The organism is Sagittula sp. MA-2 (assembly GCF_030126985.1).
In the GTDB taxonomy this organism is placed as follows: Bacteria; Pseudomonadota; Alphaproteobacteria; order Rhodobacterales; family Rhodobacteraceae; genus Sagittula.
In genome coordinates, this window is record NZ_CP126153.1 from 1 (window position 1) to 19,512 (window position 19,512).

23 protein-coding genes are annotated in these 19,512 nt (G+C 57.7%); 12 read left to right on the plus strand and 11 right to left on the minus strand.

Annotation, left to right across the window (positions count from 1 at the left end; genetic code table 11):
- Nucleotides 1-500: 500 nt before the first annotated feature.
- A protein-coding gene (locus QNI11_RS27525) for an IS5 family transposase (protein WP_283984175.1) occupies nucleotides 501-1,288 on the minus strand; the annotation gives its coding sequence in 2 pieces (ribosomal slippage) (nucleotides 501-946 and nucleotides 946-1,288; 789 coding nt in all).
- A gap of 553 nt (nucleotides 1,289-1,841) precedes the next feature.
- Here QNI11_RS27525 and QNI11_RS27530 point away from each other — a divergent pair.
- Nucleotides 1,842-2,033, plus strand: a complete 192-nt coding sequence (locus tag QNI11_RS27530; protein WP_283984176.1) for a helix-turn-helix transcriptional regulator — start codon at nucleotides 1,842-1,844, stop codon at nucleotides 2,031-2,033.
- Between the two features lie 32 nt (nucleotides 2,034-2,065).
- On the opposite strand, the gene QNI11_RS27535 is transcribed toward QNI11_RS27530, so the two are convergent.
- Nucleotides 2,066-2,341, minus strand: a complete 276-nt coding sequence (locus tag QNI11_RS27535) for a hypothetical protein (protein ID WP_283984177.1) — start codon at nucleotides 2,339-2,341, stop codon at nucleotides 2,066-2,068.
- A gap of 35 nt (nucleotides 2,342-2,376) precedes the next feature.
- Nucleotides 2,377-3,669, minus strand: coding sequence for a MobQ family relaxase (gene mobQ, locus QNI11_RS27540; protein ID WP_283984178.1), 1,293 nt, complete (start codon nucleotides 3,667-3,669; stop codon nucleotides 2,377-2,379).
- Between the two features lie 644 nt (nucleotides 3,670-4,313).
- Here mobQ and QNI11_RS27545 point away from each other — a divergent pair.
- The 8 genes from QNI11_RS27545 (at nucleotide 4,314) to QNI11_RS27580 (ending at nucleotide 12,223) form a co-directional block, all read left to right on the plus strand.
- A complete protein-coding gene (locus QNI11_RS27545; RefSeq protein ID WP_283984179.1) occupies nucleotides 4,314-4,598 on the plus strand; it encodes a mobilization protein in 285 nt (94 codons plus the stop codon).
- Nucleotides 4,595-6,256 carry a type IV secretory system conjugative DNA transfer family protein gene (locus QNI11_RS27550; RefSeq protein ID WP_373418482.1) on the plus strand — a complete coding sequence of 554 codons (1,662 nt, stop codon included), beginning with the start codon at nucleotides 4,595-4,597 and terminating at the stop codon, nucleotides 6,254-6,256. Before QNI11_RS27545 ends, QNI11_RS27550 begins: the two co-directional genes overlap by 4 nt.
- Before the next feature lie 17 nt (nucleotides 6,257-6,273).
- Complete coding sequence (locus QNI11_RS27555; protein WP_283984180.1) at nucleotides 6,274-6,825, plus strand: hypothetical protein; 552 nt, start codon at nucleotides 6,274-6,276, stop codon at nucleotides 6,823-6,825.
- A gap of 225 nt (nucleotides 6,826-7,050) precedes the next feature.
- Complete coding sequence (locus QNI11_RS27560) at nucleotides 7,051-8,085, plus strand: replication initiator protein A (RefSeq protein ID WP_283984181.1); 1,035 nt, start codon at nucleotides 7,051-7,053, stop codon at nucleotides 8,083-8,085.
- A 111-nt stretch (nucleotides 8,086-8,196) separates the two neighbouring features.
- A complete protein-coding gene (locus tag QNI11_RS27565) occupies nucleotides 8,197-8,865 on the plus strand; it encodes a ParA family protein (RefSeq protein ID WP_050686606.1) in 669 nt (222 codons plus the stop codon).
- Nucleotides 8,866-9,227: 362 nt separating this feature from the next.
- On the plus strand, nucleotides 9,228-10,448 hold the full coding sequence (dcm, locus tag QNI11_RS27570) for a DNA (cytosine-5-)-methyltransferase (RefSeq protein WP_283984182.1): 1,221 nt from the start codon (nucleotides 9,228-9,230) through the stop codon (nucleotides 10,446-10,448).
- Nucleotides 10,441-10,902, plus strand: a complete 462-nt coding sequence (locus QNI11_RS27575) for a very short patch repair endonuclease (RefSeq protein ID WP_283984163.1) — start codon at nucleotides 10,441-10,443, stop codon at nucleotides 10,900-10,902. Before dcm ends, QNI11_RS27575 begins: the two co-directional genes overlap by 8 nt.
- Nucleotides 10,895-12,223: an MvaI/BcnI family restriction endonuclease gene (locus QNI11_RS27580; RefSeq protein WP_283984164.1), complete on the plus strand. Its 1,329-nt coding sequence runs from the start codon at nucleotides 10,895-10,897 to the stop codon at nucleotides 12,221-12,223. Before QNI11_RS27575 ends, QNI11_RS27580 begins: the two co-directional genes overlap by 8 nt.
- 7 nt (nucleotides 12,224-12,230) lie before the next feature.
- On the opposite strand, the gene QNI11_RS27585 is transcribed toward QNI11_RS27580, so the two are convergent.
- From QNI11_RS27585 to QNI11_RS27595, 3 genes are read right to left on the minus strand one after another with little or no spacing between them, the layout of a single operon-like run.
- Nucleotides 12,231-13,022, minus strand: coding sequence for an ImmA/IrrE family metallo-endopeptidase (locus QNI11_RS27585; RefSeq protein WP_283984165.1), 792 nt, complete (start codon nucleotides 13,020-13,022; stop codon nucleotides 12,231-12,233).
- Nucleotides 13,019-13,444, minus strand: a complete 426-nt coding sequence (locus tag QNI11_RS27590; protein ID WP_283984166.1) for a hypothetical protein — start codon at nucleotides 13,442-13,444, stop codon at nucleotides 13,019-13,021. Before QNI11_RS27590 ends, QNI11_RS27585 begins: the two co-directional genes overlap by 4 nt.
- Nucleotides 13,441-14,016 carry a hypothetical protein gene (locus tag QNI11_RS27595; RefSeq protein ID WP_283984167.1) on the minus strand — a complete coding sequence of 192 codons (576 nt, stop codon included), beginning with the start codon at nucleotides 14,014-14,016 and terminating at the stop codon, nucleotides 13,441-13,443. Before QNI11_RS27595 ends, QNI11_RS27590 begins: the two co-directional genes overlap by 4 nt.
- A 137-nt stretch (nucleotides 14,017-14,153) precedes the next feature.
- Between QNI11_RS27595 and QNI11_RS27600 the strand changes: the two genes are divergently transcribed.
- From QNI11_RS27600 to QNI11_RS27610, 3 genes are read left to right on the plus strand one after another with little or no spacing between them, the layout of a single operon-like run.
- Nucleotides 14,154-14,432 (plus strand): hypothetical protein, encoded by a 279-nt coding sequence (locus QNI11_RS27600; protein WP_283984168.1) that lies wholly within the window; start codon nucleotides 14,154-14,156, stop codon nucleotides 14,430-14,432.
- A gap of 12 nt (nucleotides 14,433-14,444) precedes the next feature.
- Nucleotides 14,445-14,669: a DUF2188 domain-containing protein gene (locus tag QNI11_RS27605; protein ID WP_283984169.1), complete on the plus strand. Its 225-nt coding sequence runs from the start codon at nucleotides 14,445-14,447 to the stop codon at nucleotides 14,667-14,669.
- A 3-nt stretch (nucleotides 14,670-14,672) separates the two neighbouring features.
- The gene (locus tag QNI11_RS27610) at nucleotides 14,673-14,882 is read left to right on the plus strand and encodes a hypothetical protein (RefSeq protein WP_283984170.1); all 210 of its coding nucleotides are present in this window, start codon (nucleotides 14,673-14,675) and stop codon (nucleotides 14,880-14,882) included.
- A 99-nt stretch (nucleotides 14,883-14,981) separates the two neighbouring features.
- Here QNI11_RS27610 and QNI11_RS27615 read toward each other — a convergent pair whose 3' ends face one another.
- From QNI11_RS27615 to QNI11_RS27635, 5 genes are all read right to left on the minus strand, one after another.
- A complete protein-coding gene (locus QNI11_RS27615; protein WP_283984171.1) occupies nucleotides 14,982-15,539 on the minus strand; it encodes a hypothetical protein in 558 nt (185 codons plus the stop codon).
- A gap of 2 nt (nucleotides 15,540-15,541) precedes the next feature.
- Nucleotides 15,542-16,132, minus strand: coding sequence for a ComF family protein (locus QNI11_RS27620; RefSeq protein WP_283984172.1), 591 nt, complete (start codon nucleotides 16,130-16,132; stop codon nucleotides 15,542-15,544).
- Nucleotides 16,129-16,713: a recombinase family protein gene (locus QNI11_RS27625; protein WP_283984173.1), complete on the minus strand. Its 585-nt coding sequence runs from the start codon at nucleotides 16,711-16,713 to the stop codon at nucleotides 16,129-16,131. The genes QNI11_RS27620 and QNI11_RS27625 overlap by 4 nt, the downstream gene beginning before the upstream one ends.
- Before the next feature lie 298 nt (nucleotides 16,714-17,011).
- On the minus strand, nucleotides 17,012-17,935 hold the full coding sequence (locus QNI11_RS27630) for a hypothetical protein (protein ID WP_283984174.1): 924 nt from the start codon (nucleotides 17,933-17,935) through the stop codon (nucleotides 17,012-17,014).
- 433 nt (nucleotides 17,936-18,368) lie between these two features.
- Nucleotides 18,369-19,253: an ArdC family protein gene (locus tag QNI11_RS27635; protein WP_283984184.1), complete on the minus strand. Its 885-nt coding sequence runs from the start codon at nucleotides 19,251-19,253 to the stop codon at nucleotides 18,369-18,371.
- Nucleotides 19,254-19,512 lie beyond the last annotated feature (259 nt).

Here is a 19,512-nt window from a genome sequence, read left to right on the forward strand (position 1 = left end):
CGGACCTGCCGGGATGGCAGGCGGATCAACAGGACTGGGAAACTATCAGGGGTGGGGTGAGCGGGCTTTAGCCCGTCGATCCCCTGCCCTGTCTATCTCTCAAAGCGAGACCGGCACGCTGCCGGGATCACAGGATATTCATACTGCAAATTCTGCTGCCAGAGCGAACATAGGCCCAATCTGTCCAGCATGATGGCTGGCAACGCTGACTTCCTCAGAAGACCCGTCACATCAAATTGTTCTTTATATGTTCCACGGAAAACCATACAATCTCCAGTAGAGCCAAGCAGGGAGCCAAGATGAAGATTAGGGTCACTCAGTTCATCGAATTTGCATACGGAGACAAGCGAAAAGACAAGGCAAAGGTCAAAAGTATAATTGGTGACCTCGACTTGCCATATGACCCTGCAAGGGACCGCTACAAGCAATTCCGAGAAGCCATGGCTTCTCTTGAAGACAAAAAGATTTCGACCGAAAAATTCTTGGCGCTGCATTCTAGGTCATGTTGACAAATGGCGGATCCAGAGACGGATCGACGTGATGTCAATGAAGCCGAGGAAGCTTTCCGCCGTCTTGTCGTAGCGGGTCGCGACACGCCTGGCGTTCTTGAGCTTGTTGAAGCAGCGTTCGACCAGATTCCGCAGGCGATACAGCGAGCGATCGACACCAATCCGCTTCTTGCGGGACTTGCGCATCGGTATCACGGGCAGGACGTTGCGCGCCTCCATGCCTCCTCTGATCTTGTCTGCATCGTAGCCGCGATCCGCGAGCAGCACGCTCGGGCGGGGCAGATTATCCGCCATCACCAGATTGAAGCCGAGATAGTCCGACGTCTGGCCTGGCGTGATCTCTGTCCTCATGGGAAGCCCGTGTGCATTGACGAGGAGGTGGATCTTGGTCGTAAAGCCACCTCGAGAACGGCCGAAACCCTGTCGTGGAGTCCCGCTTTAGCGCCCGCTGCCTGATGGTGGGCGCGGATCACGGTGCTGTCGATCATTTGCAGGGCGCTTGGCACGGCTCCGCTCTGGTTCAGAGCATCCATTATGTCCTCCCAGAGGCCCGCCAGTGTCCAGCGCCGGAACTGTCGGTAAACGCTTGACCATTTGCCGAACTCGCCAGGTAGGTCCCGCCATGGCGCCCCGGTTCGGGCAATCCAGAAAATCCCATCAAGGACGAGGCGGTGGTTGGTGGCTTTGCGTCCGTTCGGGGCGCGGGCGGCGAGGATGAAGCGCTCAAAGAACGCCCATTCCTCGTCCGATATAAGGTTTCGTGCCAAGCTGGTCTCCATCGCAGATGCCAGCTTGAATCATGCTCAAAGCCTGATTTGAATCCCTTTTGTCAACACGACCTAGCGTTTCCGCAAACAAATCTGCCGGATATAAGGTTCTGTGCCAAAATTATCTGGACCTAAAAGAAGATCACGCGCTCATCTGGCAAGGACGCAGCCCCGTAGAAGCAGACATTTCTGGCCTACGTATCACGACAGCTTGGTATCTGCGTACCGAGGCAAACAACCAGAGACGAATTATTTTCCTGCATTTCGGGAAGGAACAACTACCCCGGAAAAAGGAGCGAGGTTTGCTGACTATACTGCGACTTGCGCAACCAGATTCTGCGGGCGTCGGCATTCTCAACATCCAACCAGGAACGCTGATAACCGCAACGCGGCTAGATCAAAACGAAGCCGATTATTTGAAGACTCGCGCTGAGAAATTTTTGTCTCTTGCCAAGGAGTTGCAGTCAGGCGGGTGAAGACCCACCATTCAACGAATGTCGCATATATCGCGTGGTTCCGATGGCTGGCGGCAGGGTAAAGCCACCAGATGAACCTCCGAGAACGCGTGGCAAAGAACATCATTGATCGTCGCAAGAGCATTGGCCTGAGTCAGGAAGACCTGGCGAGACAGGCTGGCCTCAGCCGTGCCTATGTTGGCAAGGTCGAGAACGCGCGATTTTCTGTGACCATCGACACGATTGAGAAGATTGCTCATGCTCTGGAGGTTGACGCGGATGTCCTGTTCGAACCTCGATAGCCAGACGCGAAAGCAGTGATCTCTAACTTGCTTCACTCAACCGGTGCATCCGGCTTCTGATCGAACAGGATCACCCTCCCGTCGCCACTGTCTGGATCGCTCACCAGGACAAATGGCACATCCGCCCCGTCCTTCTCATAGAGACAGCGGTACTTCATCTTGCCATCGAGCGGATCGCGCACCTGGTCGTAACTGTAGCTGTGCGGAATGCCCTTCTCGATCCAGCCTTCGACACCTGCGGGCGTCACAAGCGACAACGGCTTTCCGTCCAGCAAGATCGTCTTGCCCACGTTGAACACTTCATACATCCGATCAGTCTCCTCTGTTGTGTCACCGGATTGCGTCACAGGCTGTGACCTTCGCCACGATCCCTGTCCCGCGTGTTTTCATTCTCGTCGTCACCGCGTTCCTGTTCGCGCTCGTCCTCGATCTCCAGCCGCTCACGCGGCTTGTTCAGCACGTCCTTCAGGCGCTCGTTGACGGACGGCTTCCGCGCCGCGCGTCCTGTCTCCTCGCCCAGATCATACTCGCTGTGACCATCCAGCTTGTGAACCGCTGCCTGGCCGTCGCGACCGGCGTCCTTTTCCATGATCTCCTTCAGCCGCTCACGCGCATAATTGTGGCCGTCCGGTTTGAGCGTGTCGTCCTGATCCCGCGACCGACCCACAACGCGCGCCAGACGCTCCCGGAAGTCATCCGGGTTTCGGTCGCGGTCGCGATCTTTTGCAGTTGCAGCCCTTAGTGCTGCCAGACCGGCAGAGACACGACCCTGCCCCGCCTCGCGCTCGATGCCGTAGGTCTCGCGCGCCAGCTCCAGCCGCGTGCGCATTTCACGGAACGCGGCGCGGGCCTGGCGGGCGGCATGGACGACAGCGCCACGTTCGGTGACCGGGATGTATTCCCGGCCCTGGCGCTCGGCCATCCACTTCGCCCGCCGCTCCATGGAATTGGCCGCCGGTCCCAGCTTCAGCTCGGGGTCGCGGTCCAGTTCTTCGGCTGAGAGCTGATCGCCCCGCTCCAGCGCGGCCTCGCGCTGCGCTTCGAGCGACCGGTGATCAACGCGCTCCACCTCCCCTGCCCGCTCTAGGGCGCGGTTCTGCAACTCCGCCCAGAGACCGCGCATCTGCTCGATCTCGACACCGCCGGTCTTGGCGGAATCGAGCACGCGCGTCTTGGCTGTGAAGCCCTCGGCTTCAAGCTTGCGGGTGGAGGTCAGGACATGGGCATGGTGATTGCGCTGATCGCCCTCACGGTGGGGGGCATGGATCGCCACATCGACGGCCACGCCATAGCGGCTGACCAGCTCCTGGGCGAAGTCGCGGGTGATCTGGGACCGGGCCTCGGCGCTGATCTCCGACGGCAGGGCCAACTCCCACTCGCGGGCGGTGACGGAGTTGCGGCGGGTCTCGCTGGCCTCGACCTCGTTCCAGAGGCGGGACCGATCCGTGGCCCAGTCCGGCGCGTCTTTCGGTGCCAGGATGAAGGTCTCCTCGATGCCCTGCTTGCGGGTGTAATCGTGGACGCGGCCTTCACGCTGGCACTCTATGCGCTCCCCGACACGGTAGGCCGCGGCTGCGGTGGCAGAGCGCCCGGCGCTGCGTTTGATCGTTTTCACTGAGAGGTGGTAGCTGGCCATGCCGACTACCCCGCCCTGTGATGCAGACGATACCGACGCGCGCCGCTGCTGACCCCGGCCCATGCCCCAACATGGGCCACAGGGTCAGCCGTCTTTTCCCCGCTGGATCGCGCCCTGCCTCGGCGCGGAACGAGTGGAAAAGAGAGCCCGCCCGAAGTGAGCCTCTGGCTCTCTGAGGCGCGGGCTTGCCAGTGATCTGTCCCCATATCCCCAGCCTCATGAGGGGCGGGATATGGGGACAGATCACTGGCGGTTTGTCGGGGGCAAACCAGGTATCGCGAAGGGGCGTCAGCACCTGGGCGCGATACCTCCCGCAAGGGAGACGCCAGCGGCAGACCGGCCCCCACCGTGGGGCATCGGGCGAGGCGCTGGTGCGACCTTGCGGGACGCGATCCAACTGCCAAAGTTGGCCATGGAGAGTTTGAGAGGCCGGGAGGGCCTTTCATTCCGGCGCGCATCGCGTCGGACGGAGTTCGCCATCGGCTGAGGCCCTGCCTCAAGGAGATCGCACGCAAATCTCGGAACCGCAGGTGGAGAGTTTGCATAAGTGCGCCCTTGTCCTTTACAGGCCTACGGGTAAGCGCTATCGCTGGTTGTGGCAAGCCTAACCTTTACACCTGCCCTCTTTGAAGTGGATTTCCGAATTGGCCGAGACTGAGCTTGAACGCGCCGAGAAACGCTATGCCCAGGCCAAGGCCCGCCTGCAGGCTCTGAAGAACCGGGAAGCCACCAGACAGCGCAAGCTGGATACACGCCGCAAGGTGATCCTGGGTGGGGCGCTCATGGACCTCGCCGAACGGGATTCCAATGCCGCCGCCATGCTCGACCGGCTGATCCGTAACCTCTCCCGCGAACAGGATCGCAAGGCCTTTGCAGAGTGGGACGACCCCTCCCCTTCTCCTGACACTGGCCAGAGTGACGCGACATGATGCGCGGCCTCAGCCTCGCCTTCTGGCGACTTTTCCGGTTCATCCAGGTTCTGATCGTGACCCCGATCCTAGTCGGGGGGACTCTCGTCTTCCTGCTGATCGGCGCAGCCGTTGGTGCGGTGGTCGCGACCCCGCTCGTATTCGCCTTCTTTGACCAGGCTCCTGGGGAAAGCCTCGCTAACTGGCTCGTGCTGATCCCCTGCATGGTCATCGGTGCCGTGGTCGGCGTGGCGATGTGGTTCCAGATGTCCGGTGCCGAAACCTTCTTCGGGAACCTTGTCGGGGCAAGCCACGGCTCAGCGCGTTTCGCAGGCAAGCGCGAGCTGAAGGCTCTGGAGCAGGCGAAGGGTCTTCTGATCGGGCGCAACCCGCGCACCGGCAAGCTCCTGTCCTATGACGGCCCGGCCCATCTTCTGACCCTCGCTCCCACGCGGGCAGGCAAAGGCGTTGGCACGGTGATCCCGAACCTGCTGGCGGCAGAGCGCTCCGTGCTTGTCATCGACCCCAAGGGCGAGAATGCCCGGATCGCCGGGGCGGCGCGGGAACGGTTCGGCACCGTCCATGTGCTCGATCCCTTCGAGGTCTCGGGAGGGTCCTCTGCTGCTTACAACCCGCTCGACCGTCTGTCGGCAGACAGCCCCGATCTGAGCGAAGATGCCGCCTCTCTGGCGGATGCGCTGGTGGTCGATCCAGCGCATCAGACCGGCGACGCCCATTGGAACGAAGAGGCCAAGGCGCTGATCGGCGGGCTGATCATGTTCTGCGCGGCCCATGAAGAGCCGGAGCGGCGCAACCTCGGGTCCGTCCGGGAATATCTCACCTTGCCCCCGGATCGGCTGAAGGCGCTGCTGGAGCTGATGCAGGAGAGCGAGGCAGCGGACGGGCTGATTGCCCGCGCCGCAAACCGCTTCGTCGGCAAGGCGGAACGGGAAGCCGCCTCCGTCCTGTCGAACGCGCAGCGTCACACCCATTTTCTGGACAGTCCCCGGATCGCGAAATGCATGGCCCGGTCGGATTTCACCTTCTCCGATCTGCGCCACCGGGTCACCTCCGTCTTTCTCGTCCTGCCTCCCAACCGGCTGGATGCCTACAGTCGCTGGCTGCGCTTGCTGGTCTCTCAGGCCCTCCAAGACATCGCACGAGACGCGGAACGGCCTCAGGGCGCGTCCGAGGGCCGTTCAGGGCGTCTCAAGGCCCCTGCCCTCTTCCTGCTCGATGAGTTCGCTGCACTGGGCCGTCTGGAGGCCGTAGAGCGCGCCATGGGGCTGATGGCGGGCTATGGCCTTCAGCTCTGGCCGATCCTGCAGGACATGAGCCAGCTTCGCGATCTCTACGGGCAACGCGCCGCGACCTTCGTGGCCAATGCCGGGGTGCAACAGGTCTTCGGAGTGAATGACTACGACACGGCGAAATGGTTGAGCCAGACAATGGGACAGGAAACCATTGGCTATCAGACCGAAAGCCGCAAACCCGGTGACATGCCCACGACCGGCATACAGGTCACGGGCCGTGATCTCTTGACCCCGGACGAAATCATGCAGCTCCCGCCTGAGCTTCAGCTCCTGCGCGTCCAGGGGCAGGCCACCGCCGTCGCGCAAAAACTGCGCTATTACGCTGATCCCGAATTTGCGGGGCTGTTCCCGCCCGACCCCCGATAGCCCGAAAGCGAACCGCTATGTCTGACACCTCCGCCTCCCCTGCCCCGCTTTCAGACGATGATCTGCGCGAGACGCTTGATTTGCTTGCCACGGCTGTCGCCAGCATTTCGGATCGGGTGGATGATCAGACGCGCGTACTTGACCGGGTGAACAAAACGGCGACGGAAGCCCGCTCTGCTGCTTTCGCCGCTCAAAAGCAGACCGATCCGGAACACTATGGCGAGATTGTCGGCGCTACCATCGACGGCAAGATTGGCGATACGTTGGACCGCGTTGGCCAGATGGCTGGTAATCTGCTGCGGGCGTCCAACCATACCCAGGAGGTTCTCAGGAAAGCTGAAGATGCCAAGTCAGACACCATGCGCCAGCTTTGGGAACGGGAACAGAAGCTGGATCGCTTCAAGAGCCGTCTTCCATGGTTCGGTCTGGGTGCTGTCGTTCTTGCTCTTGTCCTGACGGTGACGCTTCCTCGTTTCTTAGCCAGCAACGCTTCCATGTGCGCTGTCCTTGGTGCGTCTTGGACCACGACAACCACGGGTGTCGATGCCTGTGTGTTCTATCAGTGGTGAGTGGTGATGTGCTGGTGGTGATCGGTTCTGCCTGAGAAGCTGGGTGTTATATATGTGTTAGAATCTGTGTTACGGATCTGGAAGTTATACGTAGATAATTGAAAAGAAATCAATTTTCTAGCTGCCCGGTAACTGATAACACGAATCTCGGTAACTGAAATCCTGCTTTTGGTAACTGATAACACGAATCTTGACTGCGGTAACTAAAACCACGAATGTCGACTCATGGTAACTGATAACACGAATGCTCTCGCCCCGCTCCTGCCGGATCGCCATCCGCAGCATGATCTGTTCATCTGTGATGTGGCTGACGCTGTCCTGAAGGACGTGATGCAACACATGGAGCATCCGTTTTATTCCCTCTCAAAGAAGCCTGAGACGACGATCAAGCGCTATGAGAATGGCGACAAGTGGCTTCAGATCACGCCGAGCGTGAAGGGGCTGGCGACGATCTACGACAAGGACATTCTGATCTACTGTATCAGTCAGATCATGGCGAAGCTGAAGGAAGGTGAAGCCGTTTCTCCCCGCGTACGGATCAACTCCAGAGAGCTGCTGATCTTTACCAACCGGGGTACAAGTGGCCGGGAATACCAGTCCCTGCTCGATGCCCTTGATCGCCTCGAAGGGACGCGGATCAGGACGAACATTGTCACTGGCGATGAAGAGCAAGTCGATGGCTTTGGCCTGATCGATGCTTCTTCGATCCGCCGAAAGCACGGTCTAGATGGGCGTCTTCTATGGTGTGAAGTGAAGCTGTCAGACTGGGTTTTCAACGCAATCCGAAACGAAGAGGTACTCACCCTCCACCGGGACTACTTCCGCCTGCGCAAGCCAATTGAAAGACGGGTGTACGAGATCGCCCGGAAGCATTGCGGGCAGCAGAAGAGCTGGCGGATCACGCTGGCCAAGTTGCTGCTTAAGACCGGGTCGCAAAGCCCACAGAAGCGCTTTCGACAGATGATCCGGCAGCTCGCAGAGCATGACCATTTGCCGGATTACCACGTAACCTTTGAGGATGAAGCCGACATGGTGGTGTTCACCAATCGCGGCACGATGTCTCCCGCCCAGCTTGTTGAAGGCAGTATTCCACCGCTGCAGTCCGACACCTACGAAGAAGCGCGCCATGCAGCGCCGGGTTGGGACGTTCGTTTCCTGGAGCGTGAGTGGCGCGACTGGTGTGTTGAGCCGCCCCGCAACGCTGACCGCGCTTTCATTGGGTTCTGCCGAAAGTGGTTTGAGAAGCGAGGCAGGCCCTGAGATTAAAAACCGGTAACGGAAATAAATCCGGTAATGGAATGATTTCCGGTGTTGGATTTAATTCCGGTATGGGATATAAATCCGATAACAACAAAGTGGCAGGATCGAGCAATGCCCGTCATCGTTATGGCAAGCCCCAAAGGTGGGGTTGGAAAATCGACATGCGCCGTTCTTCTGGCGTCTGAGTTCGCCCGCATGGGCGCGGATGTCACGGTGCTTGACTGTGACCCGAACAAGTCTCTTACCCGGTGGGCATCTCATGGCGCACCTTCCGGTGTAACCTTGAAGAGCGATGTTGGCCGTTCAGAGATCGTTCCGACCATCCGGAGCGCGGATGGTGACGGCAAGATCGTCATTGTGGACCTCGAAGGGGTTGCCTCTCAGCTCGTCAGTCGCGCCATCTCCCAGGCGGATTTGGTGATTGTCCCGATGCAGCCGACAGCGCTGGACGCGGAGATCGGGTCCGAAGCGTTGGCGTTGGTTCGCGAAGAGGAAGAAGCGCTTGGGCGGTCAATCCGTCATGCTGTGGTGCTGACCAAAACCAGCGCAGCCGTCAAAAGCCGCGTCCAGAAGGAGTTGGAAGAACAGCTCAGTGGGGCAGGGATCGATGTGATCGAGCCGTCCCTAGTCGCGCGCGCAGCGTTCTCGGAACTGTTCGCCTATGGGGGCGATCTGACAGCGATGATGAATGACCCGGAGATGGTCACAGGCGGCAAGGTAGATAAGGCGTTGGCAAACGCTCAGGCATTCACGGAGGCGGTTTATGAGCGGCTCAAATAGGCTTGCGGGGCTGAAAGCCCGTCCGAAAGGGACGACCGTTGAAGAAGTCCGGCGCGTAGATGAAGTTGGCGAAGCGAGAGGCTTTCTGGATCGAACCCCACGAAAGAAGCCGGGCCGCAAACCAAGCCCGCGCACGTACCAGTTACATCCCAAAGTGCTGCCGGAAGTTGGTGAAGCAATAGCTTCTGAGGCTGAAGCGCTTGGGATCACACAGGGACAACTCATAGAGCGGATGTGGTCTGCCTATCGTGGCTAGCCGTACTCGCCCTCACATTTTCCCTAAATGTTCTTGTCTTTAGGGAATCTTAACGTCAGAGTGTCAGAAAAATTCCCGGATAAAGACAGAGCGGAACTGACCTGACATGACAGAATTTGAGATGCTGCTGACGCAGAGCGGCTGGTCGATGCCTGAAGCCGCCAAAGCTCTGGGATATTCCGAAGGCCACCTCTACCGCTGGAAGCGGGGTGAGGAAGTGCCGCGCGAAGCTGTAATGAAGCTGCTTCGGATGGAAGTGCGTTCAAGGCAACGCCATGACAGCAACGCATCATTCTCTTTCATTGATCTCTTTGCAGGGATCGGCGGCTTGCGCAGAGCAATGGAAGGGGCAGGGGGCCGTTGTGTCTTCACATCGGAATGGGACCGTTTCGCCCAGCAGACCTATCATGCCAACTTCCCGGACAATCGTCCAATCGCGGGAGATATCCGCGAGGTAGACCCAGAAGATATCCCTGACCACGATGTTCTTGTGGCCGGGTTCCCGTGCCAGCCGTTCTCGATCGCTGGCGTTTCCAAGAAGAATGCGCTCGGACGCGCGCATGGCTTCCTCGATGAAACCCAGGGCACGTTGTTTTTCGACGTGCTGCGCATCCTGATGCACCACCGTCCGGCGGCCTTCATGCTGGAGAACGTCAAGAATCTGAAAAGCCACGATAAGGGCCGGACATTTGAGGTGATCCGGCGCGCTCTGACCGAGGAGCTGGGGTATACGCTGCACACCCAGATTATCGACGCAGCAAACTTCGTGCCGCAGCACCGGGAACGGATCGTGATGGTCGGCTTCCGGGAAGATACGGACTTCAGCTTTGAAGAGCTGCATTTGCCGGGGCGGCAGGGCAGGGGGATGCGGGATATCCTGCACCCGGAGAATGGGACAGAGGCCCCTGAGGGACATTACACGGTCGGGCCGGATGCGAAGGTCAGCGACAAGTACACACTCACAGACAAGCTCTGGACGTACCTGCAGGACTACGCTGCCAAGCACCGGGCCAAAGGTAACGGGTTCGGGTTTGGCCTCGTTGATGGCGACAGCATCGCAAGGACGCTGTCGGCGCGCTATTACAAAGATGGCTCAGAAATTCTTGTCAGTCGCGGTGAAGGCAAGAACCCACGCCGCCTTACACCCCGTGAATGCGCAAGGTTGATGGGATTTGAAGACAGTTTCAGGATTCCGGTTTCGGATACTCAGGCCTACAAACAGTTTGGCAACTCCGTAGCCGTGCCGGTCTTTGCGGAAGTCGCCCGGCTGATGCAGCCGCACATCCTGAAACTGATGGAACAGCCCCGGCTGCAAAAGGTTGGCTGACGTTCATTCTCCTGACGCGCGTCGCCGCAACATGGCGGCGATCCAAGGGAAGGATACAAAGCCGGAGCTGATGATCCGGCGCGGGCTGCACGCCAAAGGGTTTCGCTACAGATTACAGGGCAGGGACCTTCCCGGCAGACCTGACCTTGTTCTGCCAAAGTATCGCGCCGTGATCTTCGTGCATGGTTGTTTCTGGCACCGGCATAACTGCCCATTGTTCCGCTGGCCGCAAACCCGGCAGGAGTTCTGGCGTGACAAGATCAACGGCAATGCCCGGCGCGATACTGAAGCTCTTGGTCGTCTTCTCGATGCGGGCTGGAGAGTGGGCGTCGTATGGGAATGCGCCCTCAAGGGGCGAAGCAAGCGGCCTTTGCCTGAAGTGATTGACTCCCTTTCCCTCTGGCTGTCCTCTGACACAAAGCAGTTTTGTGTTGAAGGCCAATGGATTGACTGACCCCCTTATTCGTATTCTCGATCAGATGGCAGCTCATGGAGCGACGCGGTTCTACGCCAAGCAGCTCGCTCCGAATGATAACTCCAAGAACCAAGTTTATCTCGGCGGCGGGTTCGGCGCGCTGAACATTATCCCGCATGGCGAGATCGAAGAGGACGGTAGTCAGGTTGCAGGGTCTGTACGGGATCGTGCCAAAGCGCCGGTGGATTTCTGGTGGATGGACGAACAAGGCATAGCACCTGCACCGGATGCTCAGTTGATCCTCTACCCCAAGTACCCTGAAGTGCGCATGTCCGGCTTTCTGCGCGGCGCTGCGCGCGCGCCAGCACCGTTGATGCGCTCACGCGATGAAGGGCGGGTGCTGTTTTTGGGGGTTTGCCCGGACGGGCGGGTTATCGGCCATGTTGTCGGCAGAGATACACCAGAAGCGGCGTCTCTGACTGACAAAGTGGATACGCTGGAAGCCTCCGGGGTCTTCCTTGATCTGCAATCACTTCGGCAGAAGGGGGCAAGCTCACGCCAGATGCTGCTCGATGCTCTGCGCCGCATCCATGCCAAAGGATGGGTGTCTTCGCAGAAGATGGGCAAGGACGGGGTAGCTGCCCCCTACAACGCGCGGAATGGAGGCGGATACACCCTGGAGGCGGAACTTGGCATCTCGCCCAATGGGTATGCTGAACCGGACTATCTGGGCTGGGAGGTCAAACAGTACGGCGTGCGGAATTTCGTGAAGTACCTTGCGAAAAGCCCGGTCACGCTGATGACGCCGGAACCGACCGGCGGGGTGTACCGGGATGACGGCGTTGAGGCTTTTCTGCGCCGCTACGGCTATCCGGACAAGTCAGGCAAGGAAGGCCGGATAAATTTCGGTGGCGTCTATGCAAGTGGCCGGGATTTCCATGCCGATACGGGTCTCAAATTGGTCTTGGAGGGGTTCGACTCTGATAAGGGCAAGATCACGGATGTGGACGGGCAGATCGCGCTGATCGACAGGGCAGACGTGGTTGCTGCCTCGTGGGGCTTCAAAGGCGTGATTGGTCACTGGAACCGGAAGCATGCCAAGGCTGTCTACGTACCGTCCCTGATGCGCGGGCCACCGCCGGAATACGCCTACGGTTCACGTGTCGAGCTTTGTGAGGGAACGGATGTCCTGCTTCTGTTGCAGGCGCTCGCCTCAGGCGCGGTGTACTATGATCCTGGGATCAAGATGGAGAAAGCAGACACGCCTGCTCCAGTGACCAAGCGGCGAAGCCAGTTTCGAGTGAAACACAACGATCTCAGTGGGCTTTATCAAGCCAGCCAGAAGGAAAGGGTAGCTTAGTCAGGCTTCACCAGCGGTGCCCACGTTGTTCGGGTTCTTCCTCCATCATTCGGTCATCTTTAATTGTCAGCAGAATGAGAGCTTCCCCTTCACCAACCTGCTTTGATTGCTCAAAAATTTCATAGCGATGTGCTTCCTGACGATCAAACCAGGCATCTGCTCCGATCAAGCGCCGGTGCGTATCGCCCTGTGACTTGCCAAAGACAACATCAAATGCAGAAGACTCAGCGTCGAGTTCATCCTGAGGGAACCATCGGCTGTGAAACATGGGGGCCTGTGTGAACCACTTCCGTCCTGACCGTGAATGGTGGATTAGCATACAGGGCCAAATGTCGGCTTCGACAAGGCGGATTGCGGCCGCCGAGAGGCTGGTTCGAAATTCCTCAGAAAAGCTTTCAATAACCGAAAATGTGAGACGGCTGTGGTCTCGGGCGCGTGGCATGACCATATAATGCGGCATCAACAAAGACGCTGCGTATGAGTTCGCTGTCCTTTCGGCTAGTTTTCTATGCTTGGGTTGATAATCATCCACACGGCACTGGAGTTTTTTACCACGATGATAGTGCCAATGGCCCAGTTCATGTGCGATTGAAAACCGTTTGCGCGTCCAGCCACGGTTCCGGTCTATGGAAATTATAGCCTTGTTCCGAAAACCCAAGATGTCCGCTTCGCATCCGCTCAGATTGCAAAACCGAACCTCAGCACCCTGATCAAATGCGATGTCCTCTAATTCAATTTCTTCAGGCTCAGTGATGCCGAGCGACTTCAAGAGCCGCTCGGCAGGGTCAGTTTGTCTCATACATCGCCCCCGTCTTCGGGGTCGATGACTCCAAGACGCACAAGATCTTGATACTTGCGCAGAACCTCTTCGTCGGTGAGTTCGCTCTCCGTTTCATTGCGTGCAGCCATCGATAAACCGTCCTTCTCGAAGGCACCCCGGAGCGCCTTTCGGGCGGTACTGATATCAACGATCTTACCTTGGGCTTTGCCAGCCTGAGCAACCTTGCGCGCTGCCCGCGCCGCTTTCAGCCTTTCCTTTCGGCTCTTTATTAGGGCTTCTTCAAACTGAGCGCGCACCCGATTTGCGACTTCCTGAGAATTAGCTCCTGTATCCGCGACCTCTCGGAGAATATCTTCATCAGACGTCTCGAAGAGATCGTCGAAGAGCGCGTCGGCCAAATTGACCAACATCTTCCGTTCTTCACTTCTCTTGTCCGTCATAGTGTGAACCCATCCTCGATGGCGCTGTTGATCTTACGTCGCACGAAGCGACGTTTGCTGTTGAAACTGGTTTGATCTAAACCCGTCGCCTCCTTCAGTTCTGCCCCTTGTGTCCCCGTCAACATTCCCAGCACGATGAGCTGTGCTTCGTCGTCTCCGTCGAATAATTCGAGCAGTCGGTTTTCAGTGTCACGGTATTGCTCATTTGCAATCATCCTTTCCTCGGCAGTTGGTCCCGGCTCCTGTGGGGTAATGGCATCCGGGTTCTCAATGGTGTCGTCGTGTACCGACACTTCGTCGCGCTGGTTTTCGACCTTCTGCAGTTCGTCATGCGCGATGCTTCGGATCGCCTCAGCCAAAAACCGAACAACGCTGACATTGCGTGGACACCTTCTCGTTCCCGCTATCGCGCGGCACAAAGCTTCTTGGATCAGTTCGTCCGGCTCTACCGGATAGATCGCATAAAGCTGCGCAGCTCGTCTGAGGCGAAGCAGGTCGGCGTCTGAAAATTCGCCGATAGCGTCTTCCAGCTCCTCCCGTGTCAGCAAGTCAGGCGGGTCGATACTGTTCATATGCTCAAAACCTCTTCTCAAGGTCCCATGCTGTAAAAAAATGCCCTCTCGGACAGTTCCGTGTCCGAGGGGGGGGAATTTTTCAGCATGGGTTGGTGAGGCCGGAAAAGTGGCTAACAGCAATCAGCGAGGAATCCGTGATCTATTCTATCAACTATGACCTTAACCGCCCCGGGCAAAACTACAGCGATCTCCATGACGCAATCAAGAGTTGTGGCGCGTGGTGGCACTATCTCGACTCCCATTGGCTGGTGGACACCAACCTCACCGCCAATGGCGTTTGGGAGAAGCTCGCACCCCATGTCGATGACAACGACCATTTTCTCATTGTCGGGATCACCCGCGATTATAGCGGTTGGCTGCCCAAGAAAGCATGGGAGTGGATCAATTCCCGCACCAACAAAATGGCTGCTTGAAAGGAGAAAGTAATGTCAGGCAAGAACCAGTATGTCGTCAAGAACGGCGATGGCTGGGGCGTTCGCGGCGAAGGCAACGACCGTCTCACCAAGAGCTTCGATACTCAACGCGAAGCAATCGATTATGGGCGAGACATTGCCCGTAACCAAGGCTCAGAGCTGCGCATACAGGGCCAAGACACCAAGTTTCGCGAAGCTTGGAGCTATGGCAACGATCCCTATCCCCCGAAAGGCTAAGCCATGATCAAGATGAAATACAAAGGCCGCACTTTCACAAACGGGCGGTCACTCGCCAACGCCATGACCCGCGACATAAATCAGCAGGTTGAACGCAGTGTTCGCCAAGCTGCTGCGGCATCAGGCGTTCGCGTTCGCAAAACCCCGAAAGGCCTCGAAGTTGAGGGAGACGCAGAACGCATGGATCGCTTTCATAAACGCTTTGGGAAATGACCCAAGCACCACCTCTTCTCTCGAACTCGGGCGCGGGTACTTCTAGACCGCGCCCATTTTGTCTACCCTCTTTCTGACAGCGGCATCAGACTCAGGTGCTCAGACGGCCATTCTTGACTGAAACCCTGCGAACTGACTGACCTTTTCACCAAGTCGTATTTTCTTGTCCGCAGCACGCCGCGCGCCGTCACTCATGAAGCTAACGAGATCAAGAATATCCTCACCCTGCTTCACATTCTGAAACCTCGCTTCGCGATTTACAAAAACTACGCTTTTCTTCCCTTGGGAGAGAAGTTCGAAAACATTGCTTAACGTTCCGGTGCTGGCCGCGTCCCAAAGCATTAGACCGAATTCGGCCCGATCTGCCATCTCAATGTCCTTGGCTGTGTAATAGGCGCGGGTACCCGGCTGTGCAGATGATTGAACGCGATGGACGGACCAGTTACCGAGGTTGTTGCGAGGTTTGTCACCTGTACAGAATACGGTCACATCTGATGCCGATTGCTCGACCAGCTCTGCCTGGATCGAAGCGTCAGCTCCATTAGCGTCTCCAACGACGACAGGCATCCCTTCCCGGACGATGTTTGCAATGCGCTCCTTGAACAAAGGGTGGAGGCGTTTGATCTTGATCGAACCGGCGATGAAAACCGTCTGCATCCTTACCTCCATGTCAAAGCGGCGACATATACGCCTGAAATCTTATCATATTGTGCCAGAAGACTACAGACCGCATCCATCGTGGCACCCGTATGGTAAAGGTCGTCTACTACCAACACGTTCCACCGGCCCTTGTTGCTGATTGGCTTGTTGAGCAAGTATCTACCCTTTAAGGCTTCGTCCTTTTCCTCGCGGGTGTTCATGTTCTTGAGCGAACCAGTGTTTGCTGCGACTGCCGATTTCTCAATCAGATTGTCGAACAGGGGCACGTCCATCCGCTCCGCCACGATCTTAGCAACCTCATGCACGGGCTGGCGCTGACGCGTAGTGGACGCTGGTGCCGGCATTACCAGTCCAATCTTTGGAAAGAGTGGAACAATGTTGCGCACCACAGCTTTCGCCAGCGGTTTGGCTTGGTCAAAGTCACTACGATATTTGAGCTGGAAAACAGCCTCTCCAGCTGGAGTCCGCGTCGTATCAAACTGTGCGTGGCCGTATTCGTTGTAACCGATGAACACACTGGAAGCTGTGTGCTTATCGAGGGCGTAGCCATCATCAAATGTTCCTGAGATTCGTCTGAGCCTGACCTTCACGAGCTGACCTGATTTTTTGAGGACTCGCGAGAGATCGCTCGTTGAATGGTGCTGCGGTTCACACCCAAGATTTCGGCCATGCCAGAAACTGTCTCGCGCTTCGCCTTGATGGCGGCTCTCGCATGGTCAATCTGTGCAGCGCTTAGGGCAGGGGGCCTGCCAAGGCGCTTGCCCCGCTTCTTCGCGGCGCGCAGGCCCGCTTTGGTCCGTTCTTGGATCAGGTCGCGCTCGAACTCGGCCAGCGCGCCCATGATGTGAAACACCAGCCGCCCGCCTGCGGTCGTCGTGTCGATCCCGTCTGTCAGACTGCGGAACTCGATGCCGCGATCTCCGAAAAGCTTCAGCAGGTGGATCAGGTCCGCGATGGACCGGCCCACACGGTCCAGCTTCCAGACCATCAGCAGGTCGCCCGCACCCAGCAACTCCATCGCCTCGGAAAACCCGGCCCGGCTCTCGGCGGCTGTCGCGCCGCTTTGCGCCTGATCGGTGATGATCCGGTCACATCCGGCCTCGGTCAGTGCCTCGATCTGTAGATCGAGGTTCTGTTCTTCTGTGGAAACCCGTGCGTAGCCGATTTTCATGGACTCTTTTTGCATGAGGTTTTTGCGTCAGTCCAGCATGTGGAAAATCAAACACTTGGCGGCGAGCGTGTAATTGCCGCAAAAAGGGTCGTTTTTGCGGCGAAAACGGGCTGATCACAAACCTGCCAGAAACGAACCGCGATCATCCCGCCTGACTGCTGAAATAGCCTACGCCGATGACCAGATCGACAGCAGCGCCCATGATCTTTTGATCTAAACCGAGACGGAATAGCGATTCCAAGAGTGACAACATAACATTACAGTAGATGCCCGCCCTTTGGGCGGGCATCTTTTTGGCTCAATTTCTTGGGAGCGACTTCGGAGTTTTGTACACATCCACGATTGCTGTGGCTTGCGCTGCAGCAAGACCGCCAGACTTCACTTTTCCCAGAAGATAAGCGGGTAGGTTCTTTTTTTGATATACTTCCCGTTTCCAACGATTAAACTCGCCCAAGGCGTCTTCCGGGTAGCAGAACGCGTCTTGTGGCCCAGCAGCCGATTGCGGGTAATAGCTTGGATACTGATGTGAAAACCGCTGACGCATACCATAAACAGCGTCGAGGTTTTCTTCCTTCCAGTATTTCGACCATGCCATCCCAACACTGATATCAGGCACAAAGCTCGAGTCGATTTTTATGTCCTTGGCGATCAAAGCGGCGAACATATCGGCGATTTCTTCGAAGACGCAGAAATATCCTTCGGGGACCGAGCCATACACTGATCCAACTCTATCCATGAATTGCTTCGTGGAAAAATCACGGATCGAAGCGCCCCTCGACAAGCCCACCTGCTCGTAGACAAAATCCACGAAGCCTTTCCGGGCTAGGGTCCGGTAGGCCTTCTTGGCGTGCTCGTTTGATGAACCGCTATCTAGCGCATAATATTCAAGAACGGCCATGCATACGTTCTCAGGGAACGCATGATAAATTGTCCCTCCACGCTGCACCGGCAGGAAGGCATATGTGTCATCTCCATCCATATCTCGGATAGATTGTTTGATCGTCGCGACACGCTTCTTAAGCGGCGTATCCTGCCAATCATTTGTGATCTTGATGATGGTCGAATGATCGACACCACAGAGACGTGCGAGACCACGACCTGTGAGGTAGGGCGCGCCGTTGCTGAGTACGCCCATGCCGACCCCATCGGATTCGACCTCAGTTACAATGGTTAGGTCAAACTCCATTTGACCCTTGGTGCTCTTACTTGGTTCTACTGTCATTTATGTCCTCAAAAACAGAAGGTTAGGGTTATGCCCAAAAGGGCTTTTCTTCTGTTCTGCCCCTGAGGCTGGAGGCATTTAGGCTTGCGCAACGCGCACTTTGTGCTTACGTCACACTTTGTGAAAAGATGCTCTTTCACCTCAGGCCCACGAATTGCTGTGCAGTTTGCGGGTGCAGAACCGGTGTAATGTAAGAGCTAACTTTAGGTTTTCAAGGCCGCCTGCCAATTTGGCAGGCTTTTTTTTCATCTTCATCATGCCACCTTAAGGCATGGAATGCCTGTCCGCGCGAAGCGCCGGGCCTGTTGGCGGGTGGCCTTCAGGTTACCCGCCAACAGGTCACCCTGAAACCGCCCGCCACCTGGATCACGCCAGAACGCAAAAGGCCCCCGCCTGCTGACGGGGGCCTCGATCATTTCAGCGGTGCGGGCTATTATTCAGCGGCCATCCGGTCGGCCCGCGCAGTGCGCTCCATGATGTAATCCACGGCCTTCTGCGCCTCGGACGCGGCACGGAAAATCGCGCGGCTGTCTTCCTTCATCGCCTCAAGCCACCCTTCGACATAAGCGGCGCTCTGGTCGAATTCAGGCTCCACACCGATCTGGGCACAAAGCATGCAGTTTCCGATCTCCGCGACCAGTTCCTCGAACGCGTAAGCCTTGCGATCATTGAACCGGCCCAAACGGTCCAGCCGCTTTGTCGCGCCGGTCCAGTGGGTCAGCTCGTGCGCCAAGGTGCCGTAATACCCTGCGGCCCTATGAAACGTTCCAATCGGCGGCATGTGGATACGGTCGGTCTTGATGTTGTAGTAGGCGCGCGGCTCTTCGGTCACGTCGATCTGCGCGCCGGTCGCGGCGAAGAACGCTTCCAGCTCAGGGTCGGCCACGGTGCCAAGATCACGGGGCGGATCGGGCAGGATGTAAAACTCAGCAGGCAAACCTTCGATCTGGTCGGCGTTGAACACGCGGTAGGCCTTGGCATAGGGGATCTGGCGCTCCTCGCCGTTTTCGTCCTCGCGCTCGACGGTGCCGTATTTCACGACCGTCGCGGATTTCTCGCCCTTGCGGACATGGCCCCCAAGCTGCCTGGCCTGATTAAACGTCATCCAGCGGGCTGAGCTGTAATCCTTTGCCATCGCCGTGGCCCAAAGCATCAGAATGTTGATGCCCCGATAGGCCTCGCCGTTGAACCGTTCCGGCAAGCTGACCCCTCCTCCTCCGCCGGTCCACGGTTTGCGCCAGGGCGGCGTTCCCGCCTCGATCTGCGCGATGATCTGATTGGTGACATGGGAATAAACGTCAAACTTCTCTGCGGTCATTTGTGACCCTCCTTCGAGTGACGCGGGCCGGGTCTCTTCCCCTTTCCGCCGATGGGCGGGCCTTCCTTCTCTGTTGTCTGGAATGCCCATGCATTCCGGACGGCAGAGCAGGTAAGGGCAAAGCCCGTCCTGCGACCCGGCGGGGCCGTGACAACCGGGTGGAGGGCGTGAATTTGGGAGGGAACCGCGCGCCTGCGCGTGGGAGGAACCGGAATTCTCGACCGGAACCGACGCCACCGGCGGCGCTTGCCGGTTTTCT

What these genes read in the sequence shown, in the direction of transcription:
- QNI11_RS27535 (WP_283984177.1), bottom strand. Translation starts at nt 2,341, where the DNA reads ATGTATGAAGTGTTCAACGTGGGCAAGACGATCTTGCTGGACGGAAAG.
- mobQ (WP_283984178.1), bottom strand. Translation starts at nt 3,669, where the DNA reads ATGGCCAGCTACCACCTCTCAGTGAAAACGATCAAACGCAGCGCCGGG.
- QNI11_RS27550 (WP_373418482.1), top strand. Translation starts at nt 4,595, where the DNA reads ATGATGCGCGGCCTCAGCCTCGCCTTCTGGCGACTTTTCCGGTTCATC.
- QNI11_RS27555 (WP_283984180.1), top strand. Translation starts at nt 6,274, where the DNA reads ATGTCTGACACCTCCGCCTCCCCTGCCCCGCTTTCAGACGATGATCTG.
- QNI11_RS27560 (WP_283984181.1), top strand. Translation starts at nt 7,051, where the DNA reads ATGGTAACTGATAACACGAATGCTCTCGCCCCGCTCCTGCCGGATCGC.
- QNI11_RS27565 (WP_050686606.1), top strand. Translation starts at nt 8,197, where the DNA reads ATGCCCGTCATCGTTATGGCAAGCCCCAAAGGTGGGGTTGGAAAATCG.
- dcm (WP_283984182.1), top strand. Translation starts at nt 9,228, where the DNA reads ATGACAGAATTTGAGATGCTGCTGACGCAGAGCGGCTGGTCGATGCCT.
- QNI11_RS27585 (WP_283984165.1), bottom strand. Translation starts at nt 13,022, where the DNA reads ATGAGACAAACTGACCCTGCCGAGCGGCTCTTGAAGTCGCTCGGCATC.
- QNI11_RS27590 (WP_283984166.1), bottom strand. Translation starts at nt 13,444, where the DNA reads ATGACGGACAAGAGAAGTGAAGAACGGAAGATGTTGGTCAATTTGGCC.
- QNI11_RS27595 (WP_283984167.1), bottom strand. Translation starts at nt 14,016, where the DNA reads ATGAACAGTATCGACCCGCCTGACTTGCTGACACGGGAGGAGCTGGAA.
- QNI11_RS27605 (WP_283984169.1), top strand. Translation starts at nt 14,445, where the DNA reads ATGTCAGGCAAGAACCAGTATGTCGTCAAGAACGGCGATGGCTGGGGC.
- QNI11_RS27610 (WP_283984170.1), top strand. Translation starts at nt 14,673, where the DNA reads ATGATCAAGATGAAATACAAAGGCCGCACTTTCACAAACGGGCGGTCA.
- QNI11_RS27615 (WP_283984171.1), bottom strand. Translation starts at nt 15,539, where the DNA reads ATGCAGACGGTTTTCATCGCCGGTTCGATCAAGATCAAACGCCTCCAC.
- QNI11_RS27625 (WP_283984173.1), bottom strand. Translation starts at nt 16,713, where the DNA reads ATGAAAATCGGCTACGCACGGGTTTCCACAGAAGAACAGAACCTCGAT.
- QNI11_RS27630 (WP_283984174.1), bottom strand. Translation starts at nt 17,935, where the DNA reads ATGACAGTAGAACCAAGTAAGAGCACCAAGGGTCAAATGGAGTTTGAC.
- QNI11_RS27635 (WP_283984184.1), bottom strand. Translation starts at nt 19,253, where the DNA reads ATGACCGCAGAGAAGTTTGACGTTTATTCCCATGTCACCAATCAGATC.